General features: G+C 63.9%; 15 protein-coding genes. 7 read left to right on the top strand and 8 right to left on the bottom strand.

Going from position 1 to position 13,972, the window contains the following annotated elements:
- Positions 1 to 254: 254 nt before the first annotated feature.
- The 8 genes from RAD04_RS34040 to RAD04_RS34005 form a co-directional block, all read right to left on the bottom strand.
- Positions 255 to 1,208 carry a 2-hydroxyacid dehydrogenase gene (locus RAD04_RS34040; RefSeq protein ID WP_461627303.1) on the bottom strand — a complete coding sequence of 318 codons (954 nt, stop codon included), beginning with the start codon at positions 1,206 to 1,208 and terminating at the stop codon, positions 255 to 257.
- Positions 1,209 to 1,315: 107 nt separating this feature from the next.
- Positions 1,316 to 2,008, bottom strand: a complete 693-nt coding sequence (rplA, locus tag RAD04_RS34035) for a 50S ribosomal protein L1 (protein WP_014494487.1) — start codon at positions 2,006 to 2,008, stop codon at positions 1,316 to 1,318.
- Positions 2,009 to 2,014: 6 nt separating this feature from the next.
- A complete protein-coding gene (gene rplK / locus RAD04_RS34030) occupies positions 2,015 to 2,443 on the bottom strand; it encodes a 50S ribosomal protein L11 (protein ID WP_006611824.1) in 429 nt (142 codons plus the stop codon).
- Between the two features lie 133 nt (positions 2,444 to 2,576).
- The gene (gene nusG, locus RAD04_RS34025) at positions 2,577 to 3,131 is read right to left on the bottom strand and encodes a transcription termination/antitermination protein NusG (protein ID WP_008136441.1); all 555 of its coding nucleotides are present in this window, start codon (positions 3,129 to 3,131) and stop codon (positions 2,577 to 2,579) included.
- Entirely contained in the window at positions 3,131 to 3,322 is a 192-nt protein-coding gene (gene secE, locus RAD04_RS34020) for a preprotein translocase subunit SecE (RefSeq protein ID WP_026202711.1), read from the bottom strand. The genes nusG and secE overlap by 1 nt, the downstream gene beginning before the upstream one ends.
- Positions 3,323 to 3,688: 366 nt before the next feature.
- Positions 3,689 to 4,957: a class I SAM-dependent methyltransferase gene (locus RAD04_RS34015; protein ID WP_028141015.1), complete on the bottom strand. Its 1,269-nt coding sequence runs from the start codon at positions 4,955 to 4,957 to the stop codon at positions 3,689 to 3,691.
- Positions 4,958 to 5,042: 85 nt separating this feature from the next.
- Complete coding sequence (locus RAD04_RS34010; protein WP_461627302.1) at positions 5,043 to 6,062, bottom strand: lysylphosphatidylglycerol synthase transmembrane domain-containing protein; 1,020 nt, start codon at positions 6,060 to 6,062, stop codon at positions 5,043 to 5,045.
- A 12-nt stretch (positions 6,063 to 6,074) separates the two neighbouring features.
- Positions 6,075 to 6,662: an SIS domain-containing protein gene (locus tag RAD04_RS34005; protein WP_461627301.1), complete on the bottom strand. Its 588-nt coding sequence runs from the start codon at positions 6,660 to 6,662 to the stop codon at positions 6,075 to 6,077.
- A 165-nt stretch (positions 6,663 to 6,827) separates the two neighbouring features.
- Here RAD04_RS34005 and RAD04_RS34000 point away from each other — a divergent pair, with 165 nt between their 5' ends.
- The 7 genes from RAD04_RS34000 to RAD04_RS33970 all read left to right on the top strand — a co-directional run bounded on the left by RAD04_RS34000 (position 6,828) and on the right by RAD04_RS33970 (position 13,965).
- A complete protein-coding gene (locus RAD04_RS34000) occupies positions 6,828 to 7,844 on the top strand; it encodes an SDR family oxidoreductase (RefSeq protein WP_461627300.1) in 1,017 nt (338 codons plus the stop codon).
- A gap of 82 nt (positions 7,845 to 7,926) precedes the next feature.
- Positions 7,927 to 9,492 (top strand): PfkB family carbohydrate kinase, encoded by a 1,566-nt coding sequence (locus RAD04_RS33995; protein ID WP_461627299.1) that lies wholly within the window; start codon positions 7,927 to 7,929, stop codon positions 9,490 to 9,492.
- A gap of 27 nt (positions 9,493 to 9,519) precedes the next feature.
- Positions 9,520 to 10,521 carry an NAD-dependent epimerase/dehydratase family protein gene (locus RAD04_RS33990; protein ID WP_461627298.1) on the top strand — a complete coding sequence of 334 codons (1,002 nt, stop codon included), beginning with the start codon at positions 9,520 to 9,522 and terminating at the stop codon, positions 10,519 to 10,521.
- A gap of 5 nt (positions 10,522 to 10,526) precedes the next feature.
- Entirely contained in the window at positions 10,527 to 11,138 is a 612-nt protein-coding gene (locus RAD04_RS33985; protein ID WP_461627297.1) for a hypothetical protein, read from the top strand.
- A complete protein-coding gene (locus tag RAD04_RS33980) occupies positions 11,135 to 12,172 on the top strand; it encodes an aminoglycoside phosphotransferase family protein (RefSeq protein WP_461627296.1) in 1,038 nt (345 codons plus the stop codon). Before RAD04_RS33985 ends, RAD04_RS33980 begins: the two co-directional genes overlap by 4 nt.
- Complete coding sequence (locus RAD04_RS33975; protein WP_461627295.1) at positions 12,147 to 12,995, top strand: transketolase; 849 nt, start codon at positions 12,147 to 12,149, stop codon at positions 12,993 to 12,995. The genes RAD04_RS33980 and RAD04_RS33975 overlap by 26 nt, the downstream gene beginning before the upstream one ends.
- Before the next feature lie 10 nt (positions 12,996 to 13,005).
- On the top strand, positions 13,006 to 13,965 hold the full coding sequence (locus RAD04_RS33970; RefSeq protein ID WP_183259036.1) for a transketolase family protein: 960 nt from the start codon (positions 13,006 to 13,008) through the stop codon (positions 13,963 to 13,965).
- Positions 13,966 to 13,972: the final 7 nt, after the last annotated feature.

Genomic DNA, 13,972 nt, shown 5'->3' with positions numbered 1-13,972 from the left:
ACCGTCCGACCCCTGCCCGCATTCCACCAACTGACGGATTTTCCTTCCTTTTCGGGCAAATCCTCACGGACGTCCTGAAAAGGAATGATCTCCTGCCTGTCGGGTTTTCGGAATGCGTGCACGAACGCGCCAGCCGAGGCCGGCACGTCCGGAAGCGGTTCTTTAACCGCTCGGAGCCTGCTTGCCAAGAGCAAAATTCACACCAGTTCCAATCCGTTGCCCTGGGCGCTTGATCCGGGCCGATAAGGACCGATTCAGGCCGATTTGACCGCATGAGGCAGCGGCTTGCCCACGAAAAACGCCGTCAGGTTCGCCAGCACGCAGTTCTGCATGGCGACGTGCGATTCGAGGGTGTGACCGCCGATATGCGGGGCGAACACCACGTTCGGCAACGCCGTCAGCGCGTCGGGGGCGTGCGGTTCCTTTTCGAAGACGTCGAGGCCGGCCCCCGCAATGGTCTTGTCGGTTAGGGCCGCCACGAGCGCCTTCTCATCGATGACAGAGCCGCGGGAGATGTTGACGACGTAGCCGTGCTCCCCGAGGCGCTTGAGGATGTCGGCATTGACGACGTGCTGGGTCTCGGCCCCTGCCCGGACCGCGATCATCAGCACGCTGCACCAGTCGGCCAGCGCCTCCAGCGTCGGGAAATATCGATAGGGCAGATCGTATTTGCTGCGGCTGAAATAGCCGATTTCGCTCTCGAAGGCGGCGCAGCGGCCTGCGATCTTGCGACCGATCTCGCCCATGCCGTAGACGCCGATACGGCGGCCGGGCATGCCGGCCTGCGGGCGCATCATCGGCGATTGCTTCGACGCCGCCCAGTCGCCGCTGCGGACATATTGGTCGGCGACGAGGATCCGGCGGGTCGTCGCCAGCATCAGGGTCATCGCGATGTCGGCGACCGAAGCGGCATTGGCGCCCGGGCTGTGGCCGACTGCGATGTTGCGGCTGGCTGCCGCCTTCAGGTCGACACCGTCATAGCCGGTGCCGTAGCAAACGATGGCGCCGAGCTTGGGAAACAGGTCCATCGCCTCCGCGCCGAGCGGCGAGCCGCCTGCGGTCAGCATCGCGCGGATGCCACTGAGATCCTCCGCCGAAAACACCTCGCTAGCGGGCTTGCCGCCGGTGTCGAGCAATTCGAACCGTTCGGCAAAGCGCGCCATCATCGTCTTGGGAAAGCGCGAATAGATCAGGACCTTGTCAGCCATTGTTCTTGTTTCCGGTGAGCCCTGGCACAAACGACGAGGGGCGGAATCGGTTGCCCAATTCCGCCCCTCGCCTCATGCAATTTCCAAACCTCTCGTCGAGGCAGGCCTTAGCCGAGAATGGTGCCCGGCTCGACCTTCACGCCCGGGCCCATCGTCGAGGACACCGCAACGCGCTGGATGTAGGTGCCCTTGGAACCGGCCGGCTTCGCCTTCGAGACAGCATCGGCGAGAGCCTTGATGTTCTCGACCAGCTTCTCCTCGGAGAACGAGGCCTTGCCGACGCCTGCCTGCAGGATGCCGGCCTTCTCGACGCGGAACTCGACCGAGCCGCCCTTGGCACCCTTCACCGCACCGGTGACGTCCATGGTCACGGTGCCGATCTTCGGGTTCGGCATCAGGCCGCGCGGGCCGAGCACCTTACCGAGACGGCCGACCAGCGGCATCATGTCGGGGGTGGCGATGCAGCGGTCGAAATCGATCGAGCCGTTCTGCACCTTCTCGACCAGGTCTTCGGCGCCGACGACGTCGGCACCGGCAGCCTTGGCTTCGTCGGCCTTGGCGCCGCGGGCGAACACGCCGACGCGGAGCGTACGGCCAGTGCCGTTCGGCAGGGTCACGACGCCGCGGACCATCTGGTCGGCGTGACGCGGATCGACGCCGAGATTGATCGCGACCTCGATGGTCTCGTCGAACTTCGCTTTCGCGCGTTCCTTGACCATCTTGATGGCGTCCGCGAGCGGGTAAAGCTTTTCGCGGTCAACACCTTCGCGGGCTTTGTTCAAACGCTTTCCGATTGCCATGACCGCTTACCCCGCCACTTCCAGGCCCATCGAACGGGCAGAGCCCTCGACCATCTTCATGGCCGACTCGATGGAATCGCAATTGAGATCCTTCATCTTCTTCTCGGCGATCTCGCGCACCTGCGCCTTGGTCACCTTGCCGGCCTTGTCGCGGCCCGGCGCCTTCGAGCCGGACTGGATCTTGGCGGCCTGCTTGAGGAAGAAGGACATCGGGGGCGTCTTCATCTCGAACGTGAACGAACGATCGGCGTAGATCGTGATCACGACGGGAATCGGGGTGTTCTTCTCTTCCTTCTGGGTCTGCGCGTTGAACGCCTTGCAGAACTCCATGATGTTGAGACCGCGCTGACCGAGCGCGGGACCGATCGGGGGCGAAGGATTCGCCGCTCCGGCCGGGACCTGAAGCTTCAGGTATCCGGTCACTTTCTTTGCCATGTATCACTCCTGTTGTGCCGGCGGAGCCGGCGGTTTCAGGTTCGTGGTCTGGGTCGGATGCGGCTGGCAACCGCCCTCTCCCTCCCACGGCCTCTCTTTGCGCGAAGCCTTTTCGGCTTCACGCGTGACCCGGTCAGACCTTCTCGACCTGACCGAATTCCAGTTCGACCGGCGTGGCACGGCCGAAGATCGACACAGCGACCTTCACGCGCGAGCGCGCCTCGTCGATTTCCTCGACGACACCCGAGAACGAGGCGAACGGGCCATCGGCCACGCGCACGTTCTCGCCGATCTCGAACGACACCGACGCCTTCGGCCGTTCCACGCCCTCCTGCACCTGGTGCAGGATGCGCATGGCCTCGGATTCCGAGATCGGCATCGGCTTGTTTTCGGCGCCGAGGAAGCCCGTGACCTTCGGCGTGTTCTTGATCAGGTGAAACGCTTCGTCGGTCAGCTTCATCTTCACCAGCACGTAGCCGGGGAAGAACTTGCGCTCGGCGTCGATCTTGCGGCCGCGGCGCACTTCCGTGACCTTCTCGGTCGGAACCAGCACCAGCTCGAACAGCTCCTCGAGCCCGCGCTGCTTGGCCTGCTCGCGGATCGACTCGGCGACCTTCTTCTCGAAGTTCGAGTAGGCGTGGACGATGTACCAGCGCTTGTCGGACAGTTGAGCGGTTGCGGTTGCCATCAGTGAATGCCCAGAAGGTAAGTGATGAGGACACGGATGATCTGGTCGGCGGCGAAGAAGAAGATCGAGGCCACGGCGACCATGACGAACACCATGATGGTGGTGATCGTGGTCTCGCGGCGGGTCGGCCAGGTGACCTTGGCGGTCTCTGAGCGCACTTCCTGCAAGAACTTGAACGGGCTGACTGCCATCGTTTTGATGTCCAACGTCCGTCGACAGACGCTAATGAATTTCAGGGATCCGAACAGCCGCCGTTGGCCCAGCCCTCTGTCTCGAAGGATGAGCCGGAAACCGGGCTCGATTGTTCGGGGATTTCAAAGCCGCGCCGGAGATCCGCGTCTAACGGGCCGGCTGCGAGTGCGGGGTATCTACTGCGGATAGGACCAAAGGTCAAGATATAGAGGGCCCGACTGGACCAGCCGACCTTCCCGGGCGCTAGAGCAGAGCCCAGCCGGATCAAAGGCTTATCCACCCACCCTTCAGGGCGCAATCGCAGCGCCCGTCCGGTTCCTCCCAGACGCTCCCCCGGAGCGTCTGCCTCGGCCCTATTGCGCCGGTCAGTCGGCCCGCTCGACCATGGAAATGCCCGGCAGCGGCACCACGAACTTTCCGCCTTCGGCGAAGTAGCGGGCGTGCTTGGCCCGGATCGGGTCGACGTAGCGCCAGGCGAAGACGACGACGAACGCCGGCTTGCGCTCGTAAAGGGCGGCAGGCGGCAGGATCGGGATATCGTAACCCGGGCCGGCCATCACGTTCCCCTTCTTGGGATCGTCGTCGACTAGGAAGTCGATCTTGTTCTCCAGACCGAACTGCGGCAGCAGCGTCGTGGTGCCGACCGAGACGCCGTAGCCGGCAACGAGCTGCCCGCGCGCATGAGCGGCATCAGCCATCGCGACCAGCTCGTCGCGGATCGCGGCGATCCGCTTCACATAGGGCGCATAATAGGCCGGCTGATCGACGCCCAGCCGTTCTTCCTCGGCGACGAAGCGCGCGACCTCAGCCGACGGTTTCTTGGCACCGCCGGCGCGCTGCACGGTCACGCGGATCGAGCCCCCCTTGGTCCAGATGTGCTGGACGTCGATCAGCTCCATGCCGAGCCGGGCAAAGAAACGGATCAGCGGCTTGATGTTAAAATACGACAGATGCTCGTGATAGACGGTGTCGAGCAGGTTCTTCTCGGTGACGTCGACACCGTATTGCGTTTCGAACACGAACAACCCGTCCGGCGCGAGCACGTCGCGAACCCCGATCACCAGCGGATCGAGATTGTCGACATTGGCGATCATGTTGTTGGCGATCACGACGCTCGCCGCGCCGTGGCTCTGCAGGATGCGGTGGCCGATGGCATCGGTGAAGAAATCGCCGATGGTCTCGATCCCCGCTTCCGTCGCGCGCTTCGCGATATCGACAGCGGGATCGACACCCAGCACCCGCATGCCGCGCTCTTTGAAGAATCCGAGCAGCGATCCGTCGTTGCTGCCGAGCTCGACGACCAGCGAGCCCGGCGCGACACCGAAGCGGCTGACGACGTCATTGGCGTAGCCGGCGAAGTGCTCCCGCAGACCGAGCGAGAGCGAAGTGGTGTAGACGTAGTTGCGGTACTGGATCTCGGGATTACCGACATGGAGAATCTGGAGATGGCCGCAATCCCTGCACAGATGCAGCGCCATCGGCACCGCAGCGCGGAACACGGGATCGTCGACGCTGGCGTCCGGGACCTGGAAGTTCGGCGTGCCGATCGGCATGCCTGCCATCGGGACGACAAGCTCCTGCTTGTCCGAATGACAGAGGCGGCAGGTGTGGCGGACGTAGAACAGGTTTTTCATCGTGGAACCGAAAAATGAGATACGCGATCGGGTGAGGCAATCCCACCCTGTGAAGACCAGACCGCCAGCAACGGGCTCAGGCGGGTCATGGGTGGCTCGAGACTTCCTTGCCCAGCCCGTCGTAGCTGGGGGCTTCCTCCGCCGCCTTGGCGGCCTTGTCCGCTGAATACGATCCGCGCTCCGGACTTGCCAGCCAGATCGCGCCGCCGACGAACCCGATGATCACGCTGATGGCGCCCAGCAGCAGCGAAACCGACAGCGCTTCCTCGGAAGGAACACCCGCCAGACCGAGGCAGGCGACCATCGCCCCCTCGCGAACACCCCAGCCGCTGATCGAGATCGGGACCGCGGTCAACAGCACCACGGGCGGAATCAGGATGCCGGCGTCCACCACCGAAAGCTGTGCTCCGACACCGCGCGCCAGGGCGAAGCAGGCCGCGGCGGTCACGAGATGGATGAGCAGCGCCGACCCGAACAGCAAAGCACGGCGCACGGACTGCAGCAGGAGAAACCTGACCAGCGCTCCGAACCGGACGAAGCTTGCGATTGCCGGATGGGCGATGAGGCGCTTGGGCAGACGGTCGAGCGTCAACAGAACCACGGTGCCGGCGACGCCGGCCAGCGTCAGCCCGCCGATGGCCAGGATCGCGGCCTGATCGGACACCCGAGACAACAGAAACGGCAATCCGGCCACCATCAACGCGATCAGACCGATCAATGCCGTGAAACGGTCGGCCGCAACGCCCTTGACCGCCTCCGGCCACTGCACGCCGCGCTGGCGCAGCAGCCACATCCGCACCGCATCACCGCCGACCGAGGACGGCAACACTTGGTTGAACCAGAGGCTGATCATGAGGATCCGCCAGCCCGCGAGCCAGTCCAGCGACACGCCGAGCGCGCGCATGATCAGCTCCCATCGGCCGTTGAGCACGAAGGTCTGGAAGAAAATCAACGCCAGCGCCAGGACGAACAGCAAAGGATCGACCGAGACGAGATGGCTGCGCAACCGCTGGAGATCGAGACCGCGCGCGATGTAGACCAGCACGGCAATCGACAGCAGCAGCTTTATCGAAAACAGGGCCGCCTGTTTGAACCGCGACTGCATCGGATGCCCGCCTCAGGATGCCGGATATTCCGCGCGACCGATCACGAGGTCGATCGCGGCCATCATCCAGAACTGGTGCGTGGTCTCGACAATGTTGTAGCTGCGGCTATCGACGAAGAAATTGACGTCGCCGAGATTGCGCAGCGGATTGTCCGCATTCATGCCCGACAGCGTGATCACGTCGAGCTTCATCGTCCGCGCCTGCGCAACCGCGTTGAGGATGTTCTTCGAGCGCCCCGAGGAGCTGATCGCGACGAGACAGTCGCCAGCACGTGCGCTCAGCCGCACGGCGTGCGCGATCCAGTCCTCGAATCCGTAATCGTTGGCAAGGCACGACATCATGCTCGCGTCGCTGAAGCAGAGCGCAGGCACCGATGCGTTCTTCGCCAGATCGATCGCCAGATGCGAAGCGATGCCGGCCGAGCCGCCATTACCGATGAAGATGACGCGGCCGCCCTGCTCGCGCGCGCGCAACCAAGTGGCGCGGGTGGCGGAGATTGCGGCGAAAGCGCCGTCGTCGACCGCCGTCGCGCGATGGAGGCGCTCCACGTAATCGTCGAGGAAAGCCTTGTGATCGGGATCGACGGACACGGCGGGCATGGGCTGGCGGCTCGATTGCAACATGACCGGGTGATACCGGCTATTACCAAGGATTGCAAAGGTATAATACTTGCAAAGTCGGCGAGCGGCTGGTAGTCGGCTTTCGGGTTTCACTCAACATTGGCGGGCCTGTTTCGCTGGGCATTCGCGTCACGGATGTTCCTCATGAAATGCATCGTTACTGGCGGCGCCGGTTTCATTGGAAGTCACCTCGTCGATCGTCTCCTCGACGACGGCCACGAGGTCATCGCGCTCGATAATTTCGTGATCGGTCGCCCCGAAAATCTGGCCGCACGCGCCGGTTCGAGCCAGTTGAGGGTTGTGCGGGCCGACGTCACCGACCTCGAGTCGATCAAGCCGTATTTCCACGGTATCGACTGGGTCTTCCATCTCGCGGCGCTGGCCGACATCGTTCCCTCGATCGAGTCCCCGATCCCGTATCATCGCGCCAATGTCGACGGCACGGTCAACGTTCTCGAAGCGGCGCGGCACGCGGGCGCCAAGCGCTTCGTCTACGCCGCCTCGTCGTCCTGCTACGGCATTCCCGACGTCTATCCGACGCCGGAGAGCGCCGAGATCCGGCCGATGTATCCCTACGCGCTTACCAAGAATCTCGGCGAGCAGTGCGTCATGCACTGGTGCCAGGTCTACAAGCTGCCTGCGGTCGCGCTACGCCTGTTCAACGTGTACGGGCCGCGCCATCGCACCACCGGCACCTACGGCGCCGTGTTCGGCGTCTTCATGGCGCAGAAGCTCGCCGGCAAGCCCTTCACCGTGGTCGGCGACGGCGAGCAGACGCGCGATTTTACCTTCGTCAGCGACGTCGCAGACGCCTTCGTGACCGCCGCGCGCTCCGATATCTCGCACGAGATATTCAATGTCGGCTCTGACAACACCTACAGCGTCAACCGGCTGGTCGAGCTTCTCGGCGGCGACAAGGTCCACATTCCCAAGCGACCGGGCGAGCCCGATTGCACCTACGCCGACATCACTGAGATCAAGCGGGTCCTGAACTGGACGCCGAAGGTGAAATTCGAGGACGGCGTCGCGACGATGCTGAAGTCGATGGATCAGTACAAGGACGCGCCGCTGTGGACGGTCGACAAGATCGCCGACGCCACCAAGGACTGGTTCAAATATCTCGGTGACGACGACGGCTCGCCGCAGAAGGCAAGCTCTTGAACAGGCTCGCCGGATATCGTTGCTGCGAGTCGATCATTTCAGGCCGGCCATCTGAGACCTGCCGGCGCTTTGGGTAATCCACATGGGTAATGCTGCGACAGACAAGCCGACCGGCCATCCGGCACCGCACGACAAGATCAGGACGATCGAGGAGCTGGGCGAGATTGCGCGCGCCGCGCAGGCCAAGGGCCAGACCGTCGCGCTCTGCCACGGCGTTTTCGATCTGGTGCATCTCGGCCACGTCCGGCACATCCTGGCGGCGCGCAACGAGGCCGACGTGGTCATCGTGACCATCACCGCCGACCGTTTCGTCAACAAGGGTCCGGGACGGCCGATCTTTCCGGAAAACATGCGCGCCGAGATGCTGGCCGCGCTCGGCACGGTCGACTGGGTCGGCATCAACCGGACCTCCAGCGCCGAGCCGATCCTCGATGCCGTGCGCCCCGACATCTACGTGAAGGGCTCGGACTACGAGAATCCCGAGGACGACGTCACCGGCAAGATCGCCACCGAGCGCGAGGCCGTCGAACGTCATGGCGGACGGATCGTCTTCACGCGCGACGTCACCTTCTCTTCGTCGTCGCTGCTGAACCGCTATTTCGACATCTACGATCCCCCCCTGCGCGACTACCTCCAGAAGGTACGCGAAGGCGGCGGCGCCGAACGCCTGCTGAAGCTGATCGACAAGATCCAGGACATGCACGTCGTGCTGGTCGGCGATACCATCATCGACGAATACCAGTACGTCACGGCGCTGGGGAAGGCTTCGAAGGAGAACATCGTCGCCACCCTGCTCAAGAATGGCGAGCAATTTGCCGGCGGCGTCATTGCTGCGGCCAATCACGTGGCGAGCTTCTGCAAGTCGGTGGAGATCGTCACGACGCTCGGTGGCAACGACTACCCCGAGGAGTTCATTCGCGCGCATGTCCGCCCGAATGTCACGCTGACGCCGATCCGCATTCAGGGCCGACCGACGACCCGTAAATTGCGGTACGTCGAGATGGGCTACCTGCACAAGCTCTTCGAAGTCTACACCATGGATGACACGCCGCTCGACGAGGCCGAGCGCAAGGAGATCGACCGAATCACCGCCGAGCGCGTTCGTGGCGGGGACGTGGTGATCGTCACCGATTTCGGTCACGGCATGATCGCGTCCAGCACCATCGACACGCTCATCGCGAACTCCAAGTTCCTGGCGGTCAACGCCCAGAGCAACAGCGGCAACCACGGCTATAATCTTATCACCAAGTATCCGCGGGCCGACTACGTCTGCATCGACGCGCCGGAAGCGCGGCTGGCCGCGACCGACAAGTTCAGCGACATCGCGTCGGTGATCGAGGATCGCCTGCACAGCAAGATCGATTGCGACAACATGATCATCACGCACGGCTCCTTCGGCTGCTACCCCTTCTCGTCGAAGACCGGCGTCGCGCGCGTGCCCGCTTTCACCAAGACCGTCGTCGACACGGTCGGCGCCGGCGATGCCTTCCTGACGATCACGGCGCCGCTGGTGGCAGCCGGCGGCAATATCGAGGACGTCGCCTTCATCGGCAACGCGGCAGGCGCGATCAAGGTCGGCATTGTCGGTCACCGCAACTCGGTCGAAAAGGCGCCGCTGGTCAAATTCGTCACCGCGCTATTGAAGTAACGCGAGCGGGAAATCTGGAGAACGACAGTGATTGATCAGAAATGGAACGTGATGGTCACCGGTGGCGCCGGCTATGTCGGCAGCGTGCTGGTTCCCCAGTTGCTGGCAGCGGGCCACAAGGTCACGGTGCTCGACCTGTTCATGTACGGCGAATCCGTCTTCGACGCGGTTCGCAACAATCCGAACCTTCGCCTGATCAAGGGCGACATCCGCGATGAGGCCGCGATCAACGAGGCCCTGCGCGGCAACAATGTGGTGATCCACCTCGCCTGCATCTCCAACGACCCCTCGTTCGAGCTCGATCCCGGGCTCGGCAAGTCCATCAACTACGACTGCTTCCGTCCGATGGTGCGCGCCGCGAAGAAGGCCGGCATCAAGCGCTTCATCTACGCCTCCTCGTCGAGCGTCTACGGCATCAAGGACGAGGCCGAGGTGACCGAGGAACTGTCCTGCGAGCCGCTCACCGACTACTCCAAGTTCAAGGCGATGTGCGAGACCGACCTCGCCGAAGAGGCCGCGTCCGGCTTCGTCACCTGCACGGTTCGTCCCGCCACCGTCTGCGGCTACGCTCCGCGGCAGCGGCTCGACGTCGTCGTCAACATCCTGACCAACCTCGCGGTCAACACCGGCCGTATCCGCGTGTTCGGCGGAACGCAGAAGCGGCCCAATCTGCACATCGAGGACATGTCGGCGGCCTATCTGTTCCTGCTGCAGCAGGATGACGCGAAGATCGACGGCAAGACCTACAATATCGGCTACGAGAACCACTCGCTGATGAAGATCGCCGACATCGTCAAATCGGTGGTCGGAAACAACGTCGACGTGGCCGTCGAGCCGACCGACGATCTGCGCTCCTACCACGTCTCCTCCGAGAAGATCCGCCGCGAGCTCGGATTTGCACCGACGCACACGATCGAGCAGGCCGTGTCCGGCCTCGTGGACGCCTTCAGGTCCGGCCGCCTGCCGAACTCGCTCAACGATCCCCGGTATTTCAACATCAAGATGATGCAGAACATCAGCCTGAAGTGAGCGGCGTGCGGATCGGCATCGATTTCGACAACACGATCATCTGCTACGACAAGGTCTTTGCCGCCGCGGCGCGCCAGCGCGACCTGGTGCCGGAGGGCTGGGAGGGGCTGAAGAACGATGTGCGGGATCTCTTGCGATCCCGCACGGGTGGCGAGCTCGCCTGGCAAGGCCTGCAGGGCTTCGTCTACGGTAAGGGCATTGGCGGCGCCGAAATCTATCCGGGCGTGCGCGAATTCCTCGCGGCCTGCAGACAGGCCGGCGCCAAGGTGTACATCGTCAGCCACAAGACCCGATTTGGTCATCAGGACCCCGACCATACCGACCTGCGCGAGGCCGCACGCGGCTGGCTGCGTGGCGCCGGCCTCATCGACGCTGCGGAAGCGGCGGTGGCCAGCGGCGATGTTTATTTCGAGGACACGATGGCCGCCAAGGTCGACAGGCTCGCGAGCCTGGAGCTGGACATCTTCATCGACGATCTCGTCGAGGTCTTCGAGCAGCCGCATTTCCCGAAGGACACGCGATCGATCCTGTTCACGCGTTCGCAGTCCCCGCACCCCGAACATTGCAAGCCGATCGCGACATGGGCCGGCATCCGCGACGAGGTGTTTGCGGCATGAGTGAGCCCGACATCAGCGCAGCGGATGCGATCTCGATCGGCAGCCGCCTTGCCGGAGCAACGGTCGCGGCCGCCCACCCGGCACGGTCCGGCGGCAACAACAGGGTGTTTCGGCTGGAGATGGCTGAGGGCCCACCCCTCGCCCTCAAGCATTATCCGTCCGACGGACGCGATCGGCTGGGACAGGAATATGATGCGCTGACGTTCCTGTCGCGCCACGGCATCAATTCGACACCACGGCCCATCGCAAAGGACACCGATGCGTTCTGCGCGCTGTATCAATGGTTCGACGGCGAGGCGGCGATGCTGCATCCCCGGGACAACGATGCGGACCAGCTGGCCGATTTCCTGATCGAATTGCAGAAGCTCCGCGACGCCGACGGTGCGCAGACCTTGCGGAACGCGTCGGCCAGCATCTTTTCGCCCGAGGAAGCCATCGCCCAGTACGAGCAGCGCCTCGACGGGTTGACGCGCGAGTCGCAGGATCACCCCGAGCTGCGTACATTCATCGACGGCAGCCTGGTTCCCAGCACTGCCACCGCCATTCAGCGGCTCCGCCAGCGTTATGCGGAACTGGGGCGGGATCCCGCAGCGGACCTCTTGCCCGCGCATCGCGCATTGAGCCCGTCCGACTTCGGACTGCACAACGCGCTGCGCGGCGAAGGCGGCCGCCTGCGCTTCATCGACTTCGAATATTTCGGCTGGGACGATCCTGTCAAATTGCTGTCCGATACCGCGATCCACCCCGGCAGCGATCTGCCCGCAACAAGCGCGAATCGCCTCATCGAACGCCTCACGCAAGCCTTCGCGGCTAGGGATGACGCGTTTGCGATCCGCCGTGACGTACTGTATCCTGTGTTCGGGGCGATCTGGTGCCTGATTGTCCTGAATGCCTATTTGCCCGAAAGCCGCTCCCGGCGCGCCTTGGTTGCGCAAGGTGGCGATCTGACGGTCCGCCTTGCCGGTCAGCTCGACAAAGCACGCCGGCTTCATCAAACGATTTGCCAACGTGATCCAGATCTCACCCCACGCTGAAGCCGCCCTCACCTGCACGCTGGACGAGCGCAGTCTCTATTTGCGCCGCCTGGTCCTCGGTTCTGTCCGCTCCGCGGGACGCGGCCATGTCGGTCCGGCCCTGTCGCTGATCGAAATGGTCCGCGTGCTCTACGACGACATCCTGCGGATCGATCCGAACAACCCGCGCGATCCCGAACGCGACCGCGCCATCCTCAGCAAGGGACACGGTTGCCTGGCGCTCTACGCGCTGCTCGCCGATCGCGGCTTCTTCCCGCTATCGGAGCTCGATGGCTTTTGCGGCTCCGACAGTATCTTGGGCGGACATCCCGAATACGGCATGGTGCCGGGGGTCGAGGCGTCGACCGGCGCGCTCGGACACGGCCTGTCGATCGGCGTCGGCCTTGCGCTCGCCGCCCGCATGCGCGAGCGCAATTACCGGACCTTCGTGCTGCTCGGCGACGGCGAGATCAACGAAGGATCTGTGTGGGAGGCCGCCATGGGCGCGGCCAAGCACGGGCTCGACAACCTCGTCGCGATGATCGACTACAACAAGCTGCAGAGCTACGGCCCCACCGACTACGTCCTGCCGCTGGAGCCGCTCGCGGACAAATGGCGCAGCTTCGGCTTTGCCGTGCAGGAGCTCAACGGCCACGACGTCGGCGCCCTGCGCACCGTCCTGAAGCAGGTCCCTCCCGTTCCGGGCAAGCCCACCGCGATCATCTGCCATACCGTCAAGGGCAAGGGTCTGCCGGCTGCGGAATCCAACGCCGATTGGCATCACAAGAACAAGCTGTCCGATAGCGAGCTCGACGCCATCCGCGTCGCCGTCGGCGATTTTTGATCGGCTCCCCATGCGCAACACCGCGATGAACATGGTCCACAAGCTCGCCGCGCGCGACGAGCGTGTGCTTTACATCGGCTCCGATCCCGGCGCCGGCACGCTGCGTGCGATGAGCAAGGAATTTCCCAAGCGCCACCTGATCGAGGGCATTTCGGAAGCGCACATCATCGGCATGTCGGCTGGCCTGGCGATGGAAGGCTTCGTGCCCTACGTCAACACCATCGCGACATTCCTCACCCGCCGCTGCTACGAGCAGGTGGCCGTCGATCTCTGCCTGCACAATCTGCCGGTGCGACTGATCGCCAATGGCGGCGGTCTGGTCTACGCCCCGCTCGGCCCCACCCACCAGGCGATCGAGGACATCGCCATCATGCGGGCGCTGCCGAACATGACGGTGGTCTGCCCGTGCGACGCCGACGAGGCCGCGCGCATGATGGACAAGACGCTCGACTGGACCGGACCGATCTACATCCGGCTCGGCAAGGGCGGCGACGCCGTCGTCTCGAAGGCCGAGCACGGTTTTGAGATCGGCAAGGCCATCCTGATGCGGCCGCCGGGCGACGTCCTCATGGTGACAACCGGCATCATGCTCCAGCGCGCCATCGCCGCAGCCGACCTGCTGGCCGCGCAAGGCGTTCGCGCCGGCATCCTGCACATGCATACGGTGAAGCCGCTCGACACCGAAGCCCTGCTGCAGGCGATCCGCGGCATCAAGCTCGTGGCGACGCTGGAGGAGCACGTGCCCTCCGGCGGCCTCGGCAGCGCGGTCGCGGAGACGCTGATCGACAAGCTCGGCTCCGGCCTGCCCGCGATACTGCGGCTGTCGCTGCCGGACCGCTTCATGCACAATTACGGCTCGCAGGACTCGCTGCTGAAGAAGCACGGCCTCGCGCCCAACGCCATCGCGACCTCGATCGAGCACGCGCTCGCGGCGTCGCGCACCTCCGCTCCTCAACTTCATTCCACCTGACGGGTCA

This window comes from Bradyrhizobium sp. 25ACV, from assembly GCF_054863005.1.
The sequence above is the reverse complement of the archived record's forward strand: the minus strand, read 5'-3'. Positions and strand labels throughout refer to the sequence as shown.